12 protein-coding genes and 1 tRNA gene are annotated in these 13,028 nt (G+C 62.6%); 7 read left to right on the top strand and 6 right to left on the bottom strand.

Features of this window, described 5'->3' with window-relative positions:
• Positions 1-29 precede the first annotated feature (29 nt).
• Positions 30-1,022 (bottom strand): transporter, encoded by a 993-nt coding sequence (locus tag DMY87_RS12615; RefSeq protein ID WP_425353499.1) that lies wholly within the window; start codon positions 1,020-1,022, stop codon positions 30-32.
• A gap of 244 nt (positions 1,023-1,266) precedes the next feature.
• Between DMY87_RS12615 and DMY87_RS12620 the strand changes: the two genes are divergently transcribed.
• The 5 genes from DMY87_RS12620 (at position 1,267) to DMY87_RS12645 (ending at position 8,018) form a co-directional block, all read left to right on the top strand.
• Positions 1,267-2,445: a phosphoserine transaminase gene (locus tag DMY87_RS12620; RefSeq protein WP_110791772.1), complete on the top strand. Its 1,179-nt coding sequence runs from the start codon at positions 1,267-1,269 to the stop codon at positions 2,443-2,445.
• An 87-nt stretch (positions 2,446-2,532) separates the two neighbouring features.
• Complete coding sequence (gene serA, locus DMY87_RS12625; RefSeq protein ID WP_110791774.1) at positions 2,533-4,128, top strand: phosphoglycerate dehydrogenase; 1,596 nt, start codon at positions 2,533-2,535, stop codon at positions 4,126-4,128.
• A 238-nt stretch (positions 4,129-4,366) separates the two neighbouring features.
• Positions 4,367-5,779: a cytochrome ubiquinol oxidase subunit I gene (locus DMY87_RS12635; protein ID WP_110791777.1), complete on the top strand. Its 1,413-nt coding sequence runs from the start codon at positions 4,367-4,369 to the stop codon at positions 5,777-5,779.
• On the top strand, positions 5,769-6,773 hold the full coding sequence (gene cydB / locus DMY87_RS12640) for a cytochrome d ubiquinol oxidase subunit II (RefSeq protein WP_110791779.1): 1,005 nt from the start codon (positions 5,769-5,771) through the stop codon (positions 6,771-6,773). Before DMY87_RS12635 ends, cydB begins: the two co-directional genes overlap by 11 nt.
• A 234-nt stretch (positions 6,774-7,007) precedes the next feature.
• Positions 7,008-8,018 (top strand): TIM44-like domain-containing protein, encoded by a 1,011-nt coding sequence (locus DMY87_RS12645; RefSeq protein ID WP_110791780.1) that lies wholly within the window; start codon positions 7,008-7,010, stop codon positions 8,016-8,018.
• A gap of 25 nt (positions 8,019-8,043) precedes the next feature.
• Here the strand turns inward: DMY87_RS12645 and DMY87_RS12650 are convergent, their stop codons facing one another.
• Positions 8,044-8,430 carry a VOC family protein gene (locus tag DMY87_RS12650; protein ID WP_110791782.1) on the bottom strand — a complete coding sequence of 129 codons (387 nt, stop codon included), beginning with the start codon at positions 8,428-8,430 and terminating at the stop codon, positions 8,044-8,046.
• A gap of 6 nt (positions 8,431-8,436) precedes the next feature.
• Positions 8,437-9,021 (bottom strand): transglycosylase SLT domain-containing protein, encoded by a 585-nt coding sequence (locus DMY87_RS12655; protein WP_110791783.1) that lies wholly within the window; start codon positions 9,019-9,021, stop codon positions 8,437-8,439.
• 291 nt (positions 9,022-9,312) lie between these two features.
• Here DMY87_RS12655 and DMY87_RS12660 point away from each other — a divergent pair, with 291 nt between their 5' ends.
• Positions 9,313-10,413 carry a Gfo/Idh/MocA family protein gene (locus DMY87_RS12660; RefSeq protein ID WP_110791785.1) on the top strand — a complete coding sequence of 367 codons (1,101 nt, stop codon included), beginning with the start codon at positions 9,313-9,315 and terminating at the stop codon, positions 10,411-10,413.
• Positions 10,414-10,442: 29 nt separating this feature from the next.
• The gene (locus DMY87_RS12665; protein WP_110791786.1) at positions 10,443-11,084 is read left to right on the top strand and encodes a ThuA domain-containing protein; all 642 of its coding nucleotides are present in this window, start codon (positions 10,443-10,445) and stop codon (positions 11,082-11,084) included.
• A 7-nt stretch (positions 11,085-11,091) separates the two neighbouring features.
• On the opposite strand, the gene DMY87_RS12670 is transcribed toward DMY87_RS12665, so the two are convergent.
• From DMY87_RS12670 to mnmA, 3 genes are all read right to left on the bottom strand, one after another.
• A complete protein-coding gene (locus DMY87_RS12670) occupies positions 11,092-11,406 on the bottom strand; it encodes a hypothetical protein (protein ID WP_110791788.1) in 315 nt (104 codons plus the stop codon).
• A gap of 147 nt (positions 11,407-11,553) precedes the next feature.
• A tRNA-Met gene (locus DMY87_RS12675) sits at positions 11,554-11,630 on the bottom strand.
• A 136-nt stretch (positions 11,631-11,766) separates the two neighbouring features.
• Positions 11,767-12,963: a tRNA 2-thiouridine(34) synthase MnmA gene (mnmA, locus tag DMY87_RS12680; protein WP_110791789.1), complete on the bottom strand. Its 1,197-nt coding sequence runs from the start codon at positions 12,961-12,963 to the stop codon at positions 11,767-11,769.
• Between the last annotated feature and the right edge of the window lie 65 nt (positions 12,964-13,028).

Raw genomic sequence — 13,028 nt, forward strand, 5'->3', positions numbered from 1 at the left:
CGGAAACGGGGCCTTTTTGCATTCTGCCGTCAGAGGATGCCCGTGCGGCGCAGAACCCACCAGGACAACATCACGGAGATCACGATGAAGGCGAAGGCATAACCTGTGCCATGCAAGCCTTCGGCGAAGGGAAGGTTGGTGGTGTTCATGCCGAAAAAGCCGGTCACGAGCGACGGCGGCAGGAGCAGGGCGGTCATCAGCGACAGGATGTACAGATGCCGGTTGGTCTCGGCACTCTGTTTGGAATCGAGTTCCTCATGCAGCAGCCTTGCGCGGTCCGCCAGCGCTTGCACGTCCTGATCGACGGCTTCGAGGCGGCCGGACAGGCGGACCAGGCTTTCCTCGACCCCCTCCGGCATTTCGTCATCATCGGTGGCCGCCGCACGGCGCATTATCAGCAGCATGGTGCGCAAATGGCGGTGCAGCCGCACGATCAGGCGGCGCACGGGAGTGAGGCGGCGGCGCTCGTCACGCAACTCGCTGCCATAGACCAGATCCTCGATCTGGTTGAGTTCCTCGGTCAGTTCGAGCACCACGGCGATGAGCCCACGCTGGAATTCGGCGACCAGAACCTCGAACAGCTGCAGGGGTGAGGCATAGCGGCTGGCATTTTTCTCCACGGCCGCCCGCACCTTGTCGACCGACCGGATCGGCTGCAGGCGGGTCGTGATGATGAATTTTTCCGAGAGCGCGAAGTGCAGCCAGCCGATGTCGCGCGTGGTTGAATCGAATTCCCGCTGGAAGTCGACCAGCGTCCCGTAGAGCAGCCCCTCGTCGATCCCGAGTGCAGCATGGGTGTCATGGGTGGTCAGTGCCGACAGCACCGGTGGAGTAAGGCCGGGAAACTGCTCGAGAAAGCTCGGCAGGCGGGTGTCGGCGAGGTTGAGATGCAGCCAGACGAAGCCATCGCCGGGAAGGGCGTCGAGGGCCGTACAGTCGGCAGGAAGGCGCTCCGAGCCCGTGCCCGAGCTTACGCGATAGGCCCAGACGAGGCCGGGAATGGTGCTGGTCAGCGGAAACATCTGGATCATGTCCATGGTGGCAGGCAGTTCATCGCTCTTGCGCCCGGTGCATGACGGATTGATGACAGCCGCCGTGCGGGTGATCGTCAGGCGCTCGGGCTGCGACACGAGGCCTGGCGCGAAGGGAACAAAAATTTTGCTTATCGCGACGCGGACCCGCTTGACTGACATCGGCGACAAGAGTAGTTCCGACGGCGGGACACCTCTCCCCAACGAGAGGCTAATTACCTGGAAGGGTATCTATATGGCTGATGTGATCGCCCCCGCCGCGCGTCCGGCAAACACTCATTTTTCGTCTGGCCCCTGCTCGAAGCGTCCCGGTTGGTCGCTCGAAGCGCTTTCCGATGCCCCGCTCGGTCGTTCGCACCGCGCCAAGGTCGGCAAGGAAAAGCTGAAGCTGGCCATCGACCTTACCCGCGAAATTCTCAAGGTTCCTGCTGACTACCGCATCGGCATCGTTCCGGCCTCCGACACGGGTGCCGTTGAAATGGCCATGTGGTCGCTGCTCGGCGAACGCGGCGTGGACATGCTCTCCTGGGAAAGCTTTGGCGCCGGCTGGGTCACCGATGTGGTGAAGCAGCTGAAGCTCGCCGATGTGCGCAAGTTCAATGCCGATTACGGCCTGCTGCCGGATCTCGCTGCCGTCGATTTCGACCGAGACGTCGTCTTCACCTGGAACGGCACGACCTCGGGCGTTCGCGTGGCGAATGCCGACTTCATTCCGGCTGACCGCAAGGGCCTGACCATCTGCGACGCCACCTCGGCAGCCTTTGCGCAGGACCTGGACTTCTCCAAGCTCGATGTTACCACCTTCTCCTGGCAGAAAGTTCTGGGCGGCGAGGGCGGTCACGGCGTCATCATCCTGTCCCCGCGCGCCGTCGAGCGTCTGACGACCTATGTGCCGGCCTGGCCGCTGCCGAAGATCTTCCGCATGACCTCGGGCGGCAAGCTGATCGAAGGCATCTTCGTCGGTGAAACCATCAACACGCCGTCGATGCTTTGTGTCGAAGACTATGTCGATGCGCTGAAGTGGGCAAAGTCGATCGGTGGCCTGGACGCCCTGATCGCTCGCGCCGACGCCAATGCCAAGGTGATCTTCGACTTCATCGAGAAGAACGACTGGATCGCCAATCTCGCGGTCGATCCGGCCACGCGTTCCAACACCTCGGTCTGCGTCAAGATCGTCGACCCTGAGGTGACGGCACTCGACGCCGATGCCCAGGCCGCCTTTGCCAAGGGCATTGCCAGCACGCTCGAAAAGCAGGGTGTCGCCTTCGACATCGGCGCCTATCGCGATGCGCCGGCTGGCCTTCGCATCTGGGCCGGTGCGACGATCGAGACATCAGACATGGCGGCTCTGATGCCGTGGCTCTCCTTTGCCTATGAGACGCAGAAGGCGTCTTTGGCCAAGGCTGCCGCCTGATCCTTGATCAATTCGGCTCCGCCAAAGCGGCGGAGCCCCGAAGTTTCCTCATCTCATTCAAACGAACTCTCTGAAGGAGGCCTCGTCATGGCACCTCGCGTTCTCGTATCCGACGAACTCTCGGAAACCGCCGTCCAGATCTTCCGCGATCGCGGCGTCGAAGTGGATTTTCAGCCGAAGCTTGGCAAGGACAAGGAAAAGCTTGCCGAAATCATCGGCAACTATGATGGTCTGGCCATCCGCTCCGCCACCAAGGCGACGGAAAAGCTGATCGCGGCTGCGACCAACCTCAAGGTCATCGGCCGCGCCGGCATCGGCGTCGACAATGTCGACATTCCGGCAGCCTCCAAGCGCGGCATCATCGTGATGAACACGCCGTTCGGCAACTCGATCACGACGGCCGAACACGCGATTGCCCTGATGTTCGCCGTTGCCCGCCAGCTGCCGCAGGCCGATGCCTCGACCCAGGCCGGCAAGTGGGAAAAGTCGAAGTTCATGGGTGTCGAGATCACCGGCAAGACGCTCGGCGTCATCGGTGCCGGCAATATCGGCGGCATCGTCTGCAAGAAGGCGATCGGCCTTGGCATGCATGTCATCGCCTATGACCCCTTCCTGTCGGCCGAACGCGCTCAGGAAATGGGCGTCGAGAAGGTTGAGCTCGACGAGCTTCTGCCGCGCGCCGACTTCATCACGCTTCACGTGCCGATGACCGACAAGACCCGCGGCATCCTCGGCAAGGACAACATCGCCAAGACGAAGCCCGGCGTGCGCATCATCAACTGCGCCCGTGGTGGTCTCGTCGATGAGGCGGCGCTGGCGGAAGCCATCAAGTCCGGCCATGTCGCCGGCGCCGGCTTCGACGTCTTCGAAGTCGAACCCGCGACCGAAAGCCCGCTCTTCGGCCTGCCGAACGTCGTCTGCACGCCGCATCTCGGCGCTTCGACCACGGAAGCCCAGGAAAACGTCGCGCTGCAGGTCGCCGAGCAGATGTCGGACTACCTCATGAAGGGTGCCGTCTCGAACGCGATCAACATGCCGTCGATCACGGCTGAGGAAGCGCCGATCCTGAAGCCCTTTATCCGTCTCGCCGACGTGCTCGGCTCGTTCGCCGGCCAGATGACCGAGAACCCGATCAAGGAAATCGAGATCCTCTATGACGGCGTGACCTCGACCATGAACACCAAGGCGCTGACCTCGGCATTGCTCGCCGGTCTCATCCGTCCTCAGGTGGCCGACGTCAACATGGTTTCTGCCCCGATCATGATCAAGGAAAAGGGCGTCATCGTTTCGGAAGTGAAGCGCGACAAGACCGGCGTCTATGACGGTTACATCAAGCTCACTGTGACGACCGAGAAGCAGACGCGCTCGATCGCCGGTACGGTCTTCTCGGATGGCAAGCCGCGCTTCATCCAGATCAAGGGCATCAACATGGATGCCGATGTCGGTCAGAACATGATCTACATCTCCAACACCGACGTTCCCGGCATGATCGGCTTCATGGGCACCACGCTCGGCAATGCCAAGGTCAATATCGCGAACTTCCAGCTCGGTCGCGACAAGGAAGGTGGCGATGCCATCGCGCTTCTTTATGTCGACGGCCCGGTGGACCAGGCAATCCTCGACCAGCTGACCGCAAACCCGGCCGTCAAGCAGGCCAAGCCACTGGTGTTCAACGTCGACTGAGGGCCTGAGCGCGGAAGCGCTTCACGCACGATAGATTGCACGGCGCGGGATCAAACCCGCGCCGTCTTTGTTTCTGGAACGATCGGGGAATTGCAGGGTGCATATAAGGAACATTTGATGCGTTGAACTGCCGCATGGCGGCTTGTCGCATTGATCCTGGGGTGCAAGGCTATACTTGACGTCTGTCACCTTGAGCGCTGTCTGGCGAGCAAGGTCGAAAACGAAGGACGCAGTCATCATGTTCGAACACTTCGACGCACAGATCCTCGCGCGCATCCAGTTCGCGTTCACGGTCTCCTTCCACATCATCTTTCCCGCCTTCTCGATCGGTCTCGCGAGCTATCTCGCCGTGCTCGAAGGCCTCTATCTGTGGAAGAAGGACAAGGTCTATCTGGAGCTCTTCGACTTCTGGAAGACCATCTTCGCGGTCGCCTTCGGCATGGGCGTCGTCTCCGGCATCGTCATGTCCTACCAGTTCGGCACCAACTGGTCGGTGTTCTCCGACAAGGCGGGTCCGGTCATCGGGCCGCTGATGGGCTACGAGGTGCTGACCGCCTTCTTCCTCGAAGCCGGTTTCCTCGGTGTGATGCTGTTCGGCCGCAACCGTGTCGGCCCGGGGCTCCACTTCCTCGCCACACTCATGGTCGCCTTCGGCACGCTGATTTCCGCCACCTGGATCCTCTCGGTGAACTCCTGGATGCAGACGCCGGATGGTTTTGCGATCAACGAGGTCGGGCAGTTCGTGCCGGTCGACTGGTGGAAGATCGTCTTCAATCCGTCTTTCCCCTACCGCCTGACGCATATGGTCATTGCGGCCTATCTCACCACCGCCTTCGTCGTCGGGGCCGTCGGCGCCTGGCACCTGCTGAAGGGGACGGCGCCGCGCCGCGCCGGCGTGATGTTCTCGATGGCGATGTGGATGGCCGCGATCGTCGCGCCGATCCAGATTGCCGCCGGTGATGCGCATGGCCTCAACACGCTGGAACACCAGCCGGTCAAGGTCATGGCCATGGAGGGCCATTTCGACAGCCATCCGGATGGTGCGCCGCTGATCTTGTTCGGCATCCCGAACACGGAAGAGAAGCGGATCGACTACGCCATCCAGATCCCGAAACTGTCGAGCCTGATCCTCAAGCATGACCTCAACGCACCGCTTGGCGGCCTCGATACGGTGCCCGACGACAAGGAACCGCCCGTTGCGATCGTGTTCTGGTCGTTCCGCGTCATGGTGGCGATCGGTTTTGCCATGCTCGGCGTCGGGCTGTTTTCGCTCTGGTGTCGCTGGAAGGGCACGCTCTACGAGAACCACTGGATGCACCGGCTGGCGCTGGTCATGGGGCCATCCGGTTTCGTCGCGGTGCTCGCCGGCTGGATCACCACGGAAGTCGGTCGCCAGCCCTATACGGTCTACGGCCATCTGCTGACCGCCGACTCGATCTCGCCGATCGCAGCCCCTGCGGTCGCGGCCTCGCTGATCGCCTTCATCGTCGTCTACTTCATCGTCTTCGGGGCCGGCACCTTCTACATCCTGCGCCTGATGGCACGGCTGCCGCGCGATCCGATGCCGGATCTCGACGACGGCCCGATCCGTTCCTCCGGCATCACGCCGGCTGCCCAGCCCGGTCACCATGGAGGCAAACATGCCCATTGATCTTCCCTTCATCTGGGCCGGCATCATTGCCTTTGCCGTGCTCGCCTATGTCATCCTCGACGGCTTCGATCTCGGTGTCGGTATCCTCTTTCCCTTCTTTCCGGAGAAGCATGAGAAGGACCTGATGATGAACTCGGTGGCCCCCGTCTGGGACGGCAACGAGACCTGGCTGGTGCTGGGTGGCGGCGGGCTGCTCGCCGTGTTCCCGCTCGCCTATGCGACCATCCTGCCCGCCCTCTATGCACCGCTGATCATCATGTTGCTCGGCCTGATCTTTCGCGGCGTCGCCTTTGAATATCGCTGGCGCACGAAACGGGCAGAACATCTCTGGAACTGGGCCTTTACCGGCGGCTCCGTGGTGGCGACCTTCTTCCAGGGCGTCGCGCTCGGTGCGCTCGTCCAGGGCATTCCGGTCGAAAACCGTGCCTATGCCGGTGGTTGGTGGGATTGGCTCACGCCGTTTTCGCTGGCAACCGGCGTGGCGCTCCTGATCGGCTACGGGCTGCTCGGCGCCACATGGCTCGTCATGCGGACGGAGGGCGAGATCGCCGAGCGGGCGAAGGTCTTCGCCTTTCGGCTTGCCCTGGCCACCGTCGCGGCCATGGGCGTGTTCAGCCTGTGGACGCCCTGGCTGGAACCGGCCTATCTCGACCGCTGGTTCGGCTATCCGACGATCGTCTTCTCGTTCGTCGTGCCGGCGCTCGTGCTGGGCTGCCTTTGGCTGATCGTGTCAGGGCTCAAAACCGGTCGCGACGTGCAGCCGTTTCTGGCTGCGCTGGGGCTTTTCGTGCTCGGTTATGCCGGCATCGGAATCTCCTTCTATCCCTATATCGTGCCCACCTCGCTCACCATCTGGGAGGCGGCTGCGCCCGATGCCAGCCTGTCCTTCCTGCTCTATGGCGCGGTCGTGCTGGTGCCGATGATCCTTTGTTACACGGCCTATGCCTATTGGGTTTTCCGCGGAAAGCTCAATCCAGACGAGGGCTATCACTGATGGACAAGCGGGGACTGGCATCCCGACTGCTGTGGTTCGTCGGCCTCTGGGCGGCCGGGGTTCTGTCGATCACGGTCGTCGGCCTGATCATCAAGTTCTGGCTGAGAGCCTGACGCGATCACTTGAACTTCACTGGATAATTGACCGCCCGACCTACAAAAGAGGCCGGGCGGTCTCCATATGGGCTGCAAGGCCCACCGGGCCACGACCGTTCGAGGAGGAGGGGAGTTCCCCATGCAGAATTACGGAAAAATCTTTGCGACGCTGGCACTCGGCATGATGGTCACACTCGTGGCCGTCGATTTCGCCGAGGCCCGGCGCGCGTCTGGCGGCTTCGGCAGCCGTGGCACGCGCACGTTCAACCAGCCGGCGGTCACCCGCACGGCGCCGGCTCCGGCAGCCCCCATCGAGCGCACCATGACGCCGCGCACGAATGCAAACCAGCCGGGCGCAAACCAGACGGCGACGCCGGGGCTTAACCGTCCGGGCGGCTTGTTCGGCGGTCTCGCCGGTGGCCTGATGGGCGGCCTGTTGCTCGGCGGCCTGTTCGGCATGCTGATGGGCACCGGCTTCGGCGGCGGCTTCGGCTTCCTGGGCCTGCTGCTCCAGGGCCTGCTGATCTTCTTCCTGGTGCGTTTCGCCATGCGCGCCTTTGCCAACCGCCAGCCGGCCTCGGCCGGAGCCGGCAGCAATTCCGGCATCGGTGGCTTCCCTGGCCTGGGCGGGCTTTCCCGCGATAACCAGAGCGATGCCGGTCGCTCCAGCTTCCAGATCCCGAAGATCGGTGGCGGCGGTGCCGCAGCGGCGGCCTCTGCCGCCCGTCCCGGCCAGCCGGACGAACTCGGCATCACCCAGGGCGACCTCGAGCGCTTCGAGCAGCTGCTGAAGGACATGCAGGCGGCCTTTGCGGCCGAAGACTATGGCACGCTGCGCCGGATCACGACGCCGGAAGCGATGTCCTATCTCGCCGAGGAACTGAGCGAAAACGCCACCAAGGGCGTGAAGAACGTCGTGCGCGACGTGCAGCTCGTGCAGGGTGACGTGGCTGAAAGCTGGGCTGAAGAGAAGGCCGAATATGCCACCGTCGCGATGCGTTACGAGGCTGTCGACTACATGGTTGACCGCCAGACCAATGCGGTGGTCGAGGGGGATGCAAATGTCCCGTCCGAGTCCGTCGAGCTGTGGACCTTCGTCCGCCGTCCTAGCACCCTGTGGCAGATCTCGGCGATCCAGAGCGCGAATTGACGTCGAGTCTGCTCGATCTGTTCGATCAGCGTTTGATTTCAGGCTTCAGTCGCCATGGCGGCTGGAGCCTATTTTGTCCGGCGTGGTAGAGTATCACCCTGTTCCCGCTCGGATCGAACAGTTCGGCCTCTCGCCAGAGCCAAGGCTGGTCTTCTGGCATGCTGGAGAACTGTACGCCTGCTTCGACAAGCGCGGAACAGACGGCATCCAGTTCCTCGCATTCGAAATACACCGTCGTGCCGCAGCCGGTTTCAGGCCCCTGATGCAATGAAAATGTGCTATCTCCATCAGGACATGCGAAGCGCACGTACTTCGGACGCGAGTCGACGATCGGAATGAGGCCCAGCTGGCTGTAGAAATCCCAGCCTGCATCGAGATCGACCATCGTGACCGTTACCTGATTAAGTCGCATCTATCCTCAGCCCGGGCACTGCTGCAATTGCCGCGCATAGGTATAGGTGATCTCGGTAAACCGCTTCGCACCCTTCAAGGCTTCCGGGCGGTTCTTGTAGGCGCCGCGCAGATAGCCTGTCAGCCCCGAGTGATAGGCGAGATAGAGATTGTAGGGGTCGTTGAGCGGGATCTTGACCTTGTCCGCCGTCTCGCGGTGATACCAGCCGATGAAGCGGATGGCATCGGCGAAATCGGTGCGGCGGGCGCCCCAGCGGCCGGTTTCGCGCTGATAGCGGTCCCAGGTGCCGTCGAGCGCCTGCGAATAGCCATAGGCCGAGGAGGCGCGCTTGCCGGGGATGAAGCCGAGATACCATTTGCGCGGCGGCTTGGCGTTGTGGCGGAAACTTGATTCCGTGTAGATCGTCGCCATCAGGATCGGGACCGGAACGCCGTATTCACGCTCGGCTGCGACGGCGGCACGACGCCAGTTGTTGAACAGGCCATCGCGCTGTTCGAAGATCGCGCAGGCATTGCGCGTCTGGGATGGCGGCTTGGCACAGGCCGACAGCATCAGCATGACGCCGAGGGCGGAAATAAGAGCGGTACGCATGACAAAACCTCGCTACAGGCCGCCCATTCTATTCACTAAAATTTAACGAAAGGTTTTCCGATCGCCCCCTCGATCTGGCATCCCCAGATCTGGCCGTTGATCCGGGAAGGGTGCGGCTGCGATCGTCCGCACGGTTGCGCCTTCTCCGGGAAAAGTGCTCGAATGCGCGTTGACGTCGGTCGCATTTGCGACCAGTCTGCGGCTCTTCCGCCGGGACGGTGAGGAGGGGTGACGGCGTCACCTTCGTCCCAGGGCGTGAGACCAAGACCAGGGAGCGAGGACGCGGCCATCATGCAGCAAGTCGGCATCGGCATCATCGGATGCGGTAATATATCAAGTGCTTATCTGAAAACCCTGCCGCAGTTTCCGATCCTGAAGGTTTGCGGCGTGGCCGATCTGAATGCGGATCTGGCAGCGAGCCGGGCGGCCGAATTCAACGTTCCGGCGCGCTCGATCGACGAACTCTACGGCGATCCCGAGATCCGCATCATCCTCAACCTGACGGTGCCGAAGGCGCATGTGGCGGTGGGGCTGAAGGCGCTCGAAGCCGGCAAACATGTCTATTCGGAAAAGCCGCTCGGCGTGACCTTCTCCGAGGGCAAGCGGCTTTCGGACGTGGCGCGGGCCATGGGGCTGCGCATCGGCTCGGCGCCGGATACCTTTCTCGGTGGCGCCCACCAGACGGCGCGGGCGCTCATCGATGACGGAGCGATCGGCCAGCCGATCGGCGGCACGGCCTTCTTCATGTGCCCCGGCCATGAGCGATGGCATCCCAATCCGGACTTCTATTATGAGGCCGGTGGCGGGCCGATGCTCGACATGGGCCCCTATTACATCACCGATCTGGTCAACCTGCTCGGCCCGGTCGAAAAGGTGGCGGGTTTTGCCACCAAAGCGCGCGACACGCGAAAGATCGGCAGTGAGCCGCGCCGGGGCGAGGTGATCCCGGTGCATGTGCCGACCCATGTCACGGGGTTGATGTCCTTCGTCAATGGCGCCGTGGTGCAGATCTCCATGAGCTTCGATGTCGCCGGCCATCGCCATACGCCGCTTGAAATCTACGGTACGGAGGCGACGCTGATCGTGCCCGATCCCAATCATTTCGGCGGCGATCTCTTCCTGCTGCCTGTTGTCGGCGAGGCGCAGGGCAAACCCGTCAGCCTGCCTTATGCCGAGGGCAACTGGCGCTCCCTGGGGCTGGCCGACATGGCCCATGCGATCATCGAGGATCGTCCGCATCGGGCGAATGGCGATCTGGCGTTGCATGTGCTCGAAGTCATGGAGGCCTTCCAGACGGCCTCCGACCGGGGCGAAACCGTTTCCATCACCACCCGCGTCGAGCGGCCCGCGCCGCTTTCTGAATCACTCATTGATGGCCGTCTCGGCCGCTGATCTCTCATTATTTCAAAAAGGATTTCATCATGCGTCAGGCTCTGATCTGCTGGGGCGGCTGGGAGGGGCATCAGCCCGACCAATGCGCCGCCCTTATCTCCGATATGCTGCAGGCGGAGGGCTTTTCCGTCCGCGTCGAGCCGGGCACGGCCGCCTTTGCCGACCCCGCGATCCGCGACTACAGCCTCATCGTGCCGATGCTGACGATGACCAAGATCGAAAAGCCCGAGATCGAGAACCTGGAGCTTGCCATTCGCCGCGGCGTCGGCCTCGGCGGCTTCCACGGCCAGGCGGGCGACAGCTTTCGCGACTGCGTGCAGTATCAATACATGATCGGCGGCCAGTGGGTCGCCCATCCCGGCAATATCTATGATTACACGGTCAACATCGTGAAGCCCGAAGACCCGCTCGTCTCCGGCATCGGCGATTTCCCCTATCGCTCCGAGCAGTATTACATGCATGTCGACCCGAACAACGAGGTGCTGGCGACGACCACCTTTAACGGCGAGCATGATGCCTGGATCGACGGGCACACGATGCCGGTGATGTGGAAGCGCCGCCACGGGCAGGGACGGGTGTTTTATTCCTCGCTCGGCCATCAGGCGTCGGAGTTCGAGGTGCCGCAGATGCGGGAGATTGTGCGGCGGGGGTTGGTCTGGGCGGCGCGATGAGGGTGGCTTAACCGACGAGCCAGGAGCGCACGGCCGTCCAGTTGTTGAAAATGACAATCACGGCTGTGGCGATCGACAGCATGGTGGCGGCCTTGCCCATGGTCGGTAGGCTGTTGACGCGGCCCTTCAGTTCGCCAAATTCAATCGCGGACGGGGCTGCGCGCAGCATGCCCTTGATCTCGGCGGTGTCCTGCAGGACCCGCTTCATGTCGTCTTCGAGGGCTTTGACGCGCTGTTCCATGGCATCAAATGTGCCACCGCCGTCGTTGTCTTTCAAGGCGGTTGCCATAGGTAAGCGGCGCTTCGGCGTGTTGCTGGCCATGGAATCTCATCCAATCGCGTAGCCATGAGGATTGGTGCAATCTTTGCGGGAAATTGGTTGGGCGTCAAGAATCGCACAGGATGAGCGGCGCTCGAATGCGGCTCCGATTCAAGGCATTTTCTCAAGTGTATTGAAAATAAGAGTTTTTGGTAGCGGGGGGCGGACTTGAACCGCCGACCTTGGGGTTATGAATCCCACGCTCTAACCACCTGAGCTACCCCGCCACACATCGGACATCTGGGCCTTGAGGCCGTCGCCGTCCGAAGCGATGGGCGGCTTATAAGGCGAGGGTCCGATCAAAGTCAAGCGCGTTGAAAGCAAAAAGGATTGCGCTTTCCACCGCAGCTTACATCCCTCTGCTTAGGCCGCCACCGGGCTTGCCAGAAGCGCCTTCAGCGAGGCTTCCGCCGTGCCCGAACGTTCCGACCGCTCGATGAAGCCGCCGCCATAGACGCGGGCGTCGGCGCCGGTTGCGGAATAGAGCACGCAGGCCTGGCCGGGGGCGACGCCGGCTTCGCCGATTTCGAGATCGACATAGACGCCGCGTTCGTCGGCATGCAGCACGGCCGGTGTCGGCGGGCGGGTGGAGCGGACCTTGGCGAAGCAGGGCATGCCGTCGGCCGCGTCTTCCGCCAGCGTGCGGTCGCCCAGCCAGTTGATGTCGCGCAGATAGACGCGGTGGGTCTCCAGCGCTTCCTTCGGGCCGACGATGACGCGGCGCGAGCGGGCGTCGAGATAGATGACGTAGAGCGGTTCGCCGGTGGCGACGCCCAAGCCCTTCCGCTGGCCGATCGTGTAATGCAGGATGCCTTCGTGATTGCCGAGCACCCGGCCGTCGAGATGGACGATGTCACCGGCAAGTGCTGCATTCGGCTTCAGCTTGTTGATCACGTCGGCATATTTGCCCTGGGGCACGAAACAGATGTCCTGGCTGTCGGCCTTCTGGGCGACGACGAGGCCCATGTCTTCGGCAAGCTTGCGGGTTTCCGCCTTCGACATGGCGCCGAGCGGGAAGCGCAGATAGTCGATCTGCTCCTGCGTGGTCGCAAACAGGAAGTAGCTCTGGTCGCGCTCGCTATCGATCGGGCGGAAGAGGGCGCGGTGGCCGGGGTCGTTCGGCAGCGGCACGGATTTCGAGCGGATGTAATGGCCGGTCGCCAGTGCATCGGCGCCGAGTTCTTTCGCGGTCGCGAGCAGATCGGCGAACTTGACCGTCTGGTTGCAGGCAACGCAGGGGATCGGCGTTTCGCCGGCGACATAGCTTTCCATGAACGGGTTGATCACGGTGTCGCGAAAACGCTGTTCGTAGTCGAGCACGTAATGGGGGATGCCGAGCGTTTCGCAGACGCGGCGGGCATCGTCGATGTCCTGTCCGGCGCAGCAGGAGCCGGCGCGATGGACGGCGGCGCCATGGTCATAGAGCTGCAGCGTGATGCCGAGGACGTCATAACCCTCGCGCTTCAGGATGCCGGCAACGACGGACGAATCCACGCCGCCCGACATGGCGACGACAACGCGCGTATCTTCCGGTCTCTTGTCAAAATCCAGCGTGTTCACGGGCTTCGTCTCTGTGCTTCATGCGACCGTTCAGCCCGCGATGCGCGGGGATCTGGGTGAGGCTT

The sequence above is a fragment of the Peteryoungia wuzhouensis genome (genome assembly GCF_003205195.1).
GTDB classification, from domain to species: domain Bacteria; phylum Pseudomonadota; class Alphaproteobacteria; order Rhizobiales; family Rhizobiaceae; genus Allorhizobium; species Allorhizobium wuzhouense.

What these genes read in the sequence shown, in the direction of transcription:
- DMY87_RS12615 (WP_425353499.1), bottom strand. Translation starts at nt 1,022, where the DNA reads ATGTTTCCGCTGACCAGCACCATTCCCGGCCTCGTCTGGGCCTATCGC.
- DMY87_RS12620 (WP_110791772.1), top strand. Translation starts at nt 1,267, where the DNA reads ATGGCTGATGTGATCGCCCCCGCCGCGCGTCCGGCAAACACTCATTTT.
- serA (WP_110791774.1), top strand. Translation starts at nt 2,533, where the DNA reads ATGGCACCTCGCGTTCTCGTATCCGACGAACTCTCGGAAACCGCCGTC.
- DMY87_RS12635 (WP_110791777.1), top strand. Translation starts at nt 4,367, where the DNA reads ATGTTCGAACACTTCGACGCACAGATCCTCGCGCGCATCCAGTTCGCG.
- cydB (WP_110791779.1), top strand. Translation starts at nt 5,769, where the DNA reads ATGCCCATTGATCTTCCCTTCATCTGGGCCGGCATCATTGCCTTTGCC.
- DMY87_RS12645 (WP_110791780.1), top strand. Translation starts at nt 7,008, where the DNA reads ATGCAGAATTACGGAAAAATCTTTGCGACGCTGGCACTCGGCATGATG.
- DMY87_RS12650 (WP_110791782.1), bottom strand. Translation starts at nt 8,430, where the DNA reads ATGCGACTTAATCAGGTAACGGTCACGATGGTCGATCTCGATGCAGGC.
- DMY87_RS12655 (WP_110791783.1), bottom strand. Translation starts at nt 9,021, where the DNA reads ATGCGTACCGCTCTTATTTCCGCCCTCGGCGTCATGCTGATGCTGTCG.
- DMY87_RS12660 (WP_110791785.1), top strand. Translation starts at nt 9,313, where the DNA reads ATGCAGCAAGTCGGCATCGGCATCATCGGATGCGGTAATATATCAAGT.
- DMY87_RS12665 (WP_110791786.1), top strand. Translation starts at nt 10,443, where the DNA reads ATGCGTCAGGCTCTGATCTGCTGGGGCGGCTGGGAGGGGCATCAGCCC.
- DMY87_RS12670 (WP_110791788.1), bottom strand. Translation starts at nt 11,406, where the DNA reads ATGGCCAGCAACACGCCGAAGCGCCGCTTACCTATGGCAACCGCCTTG.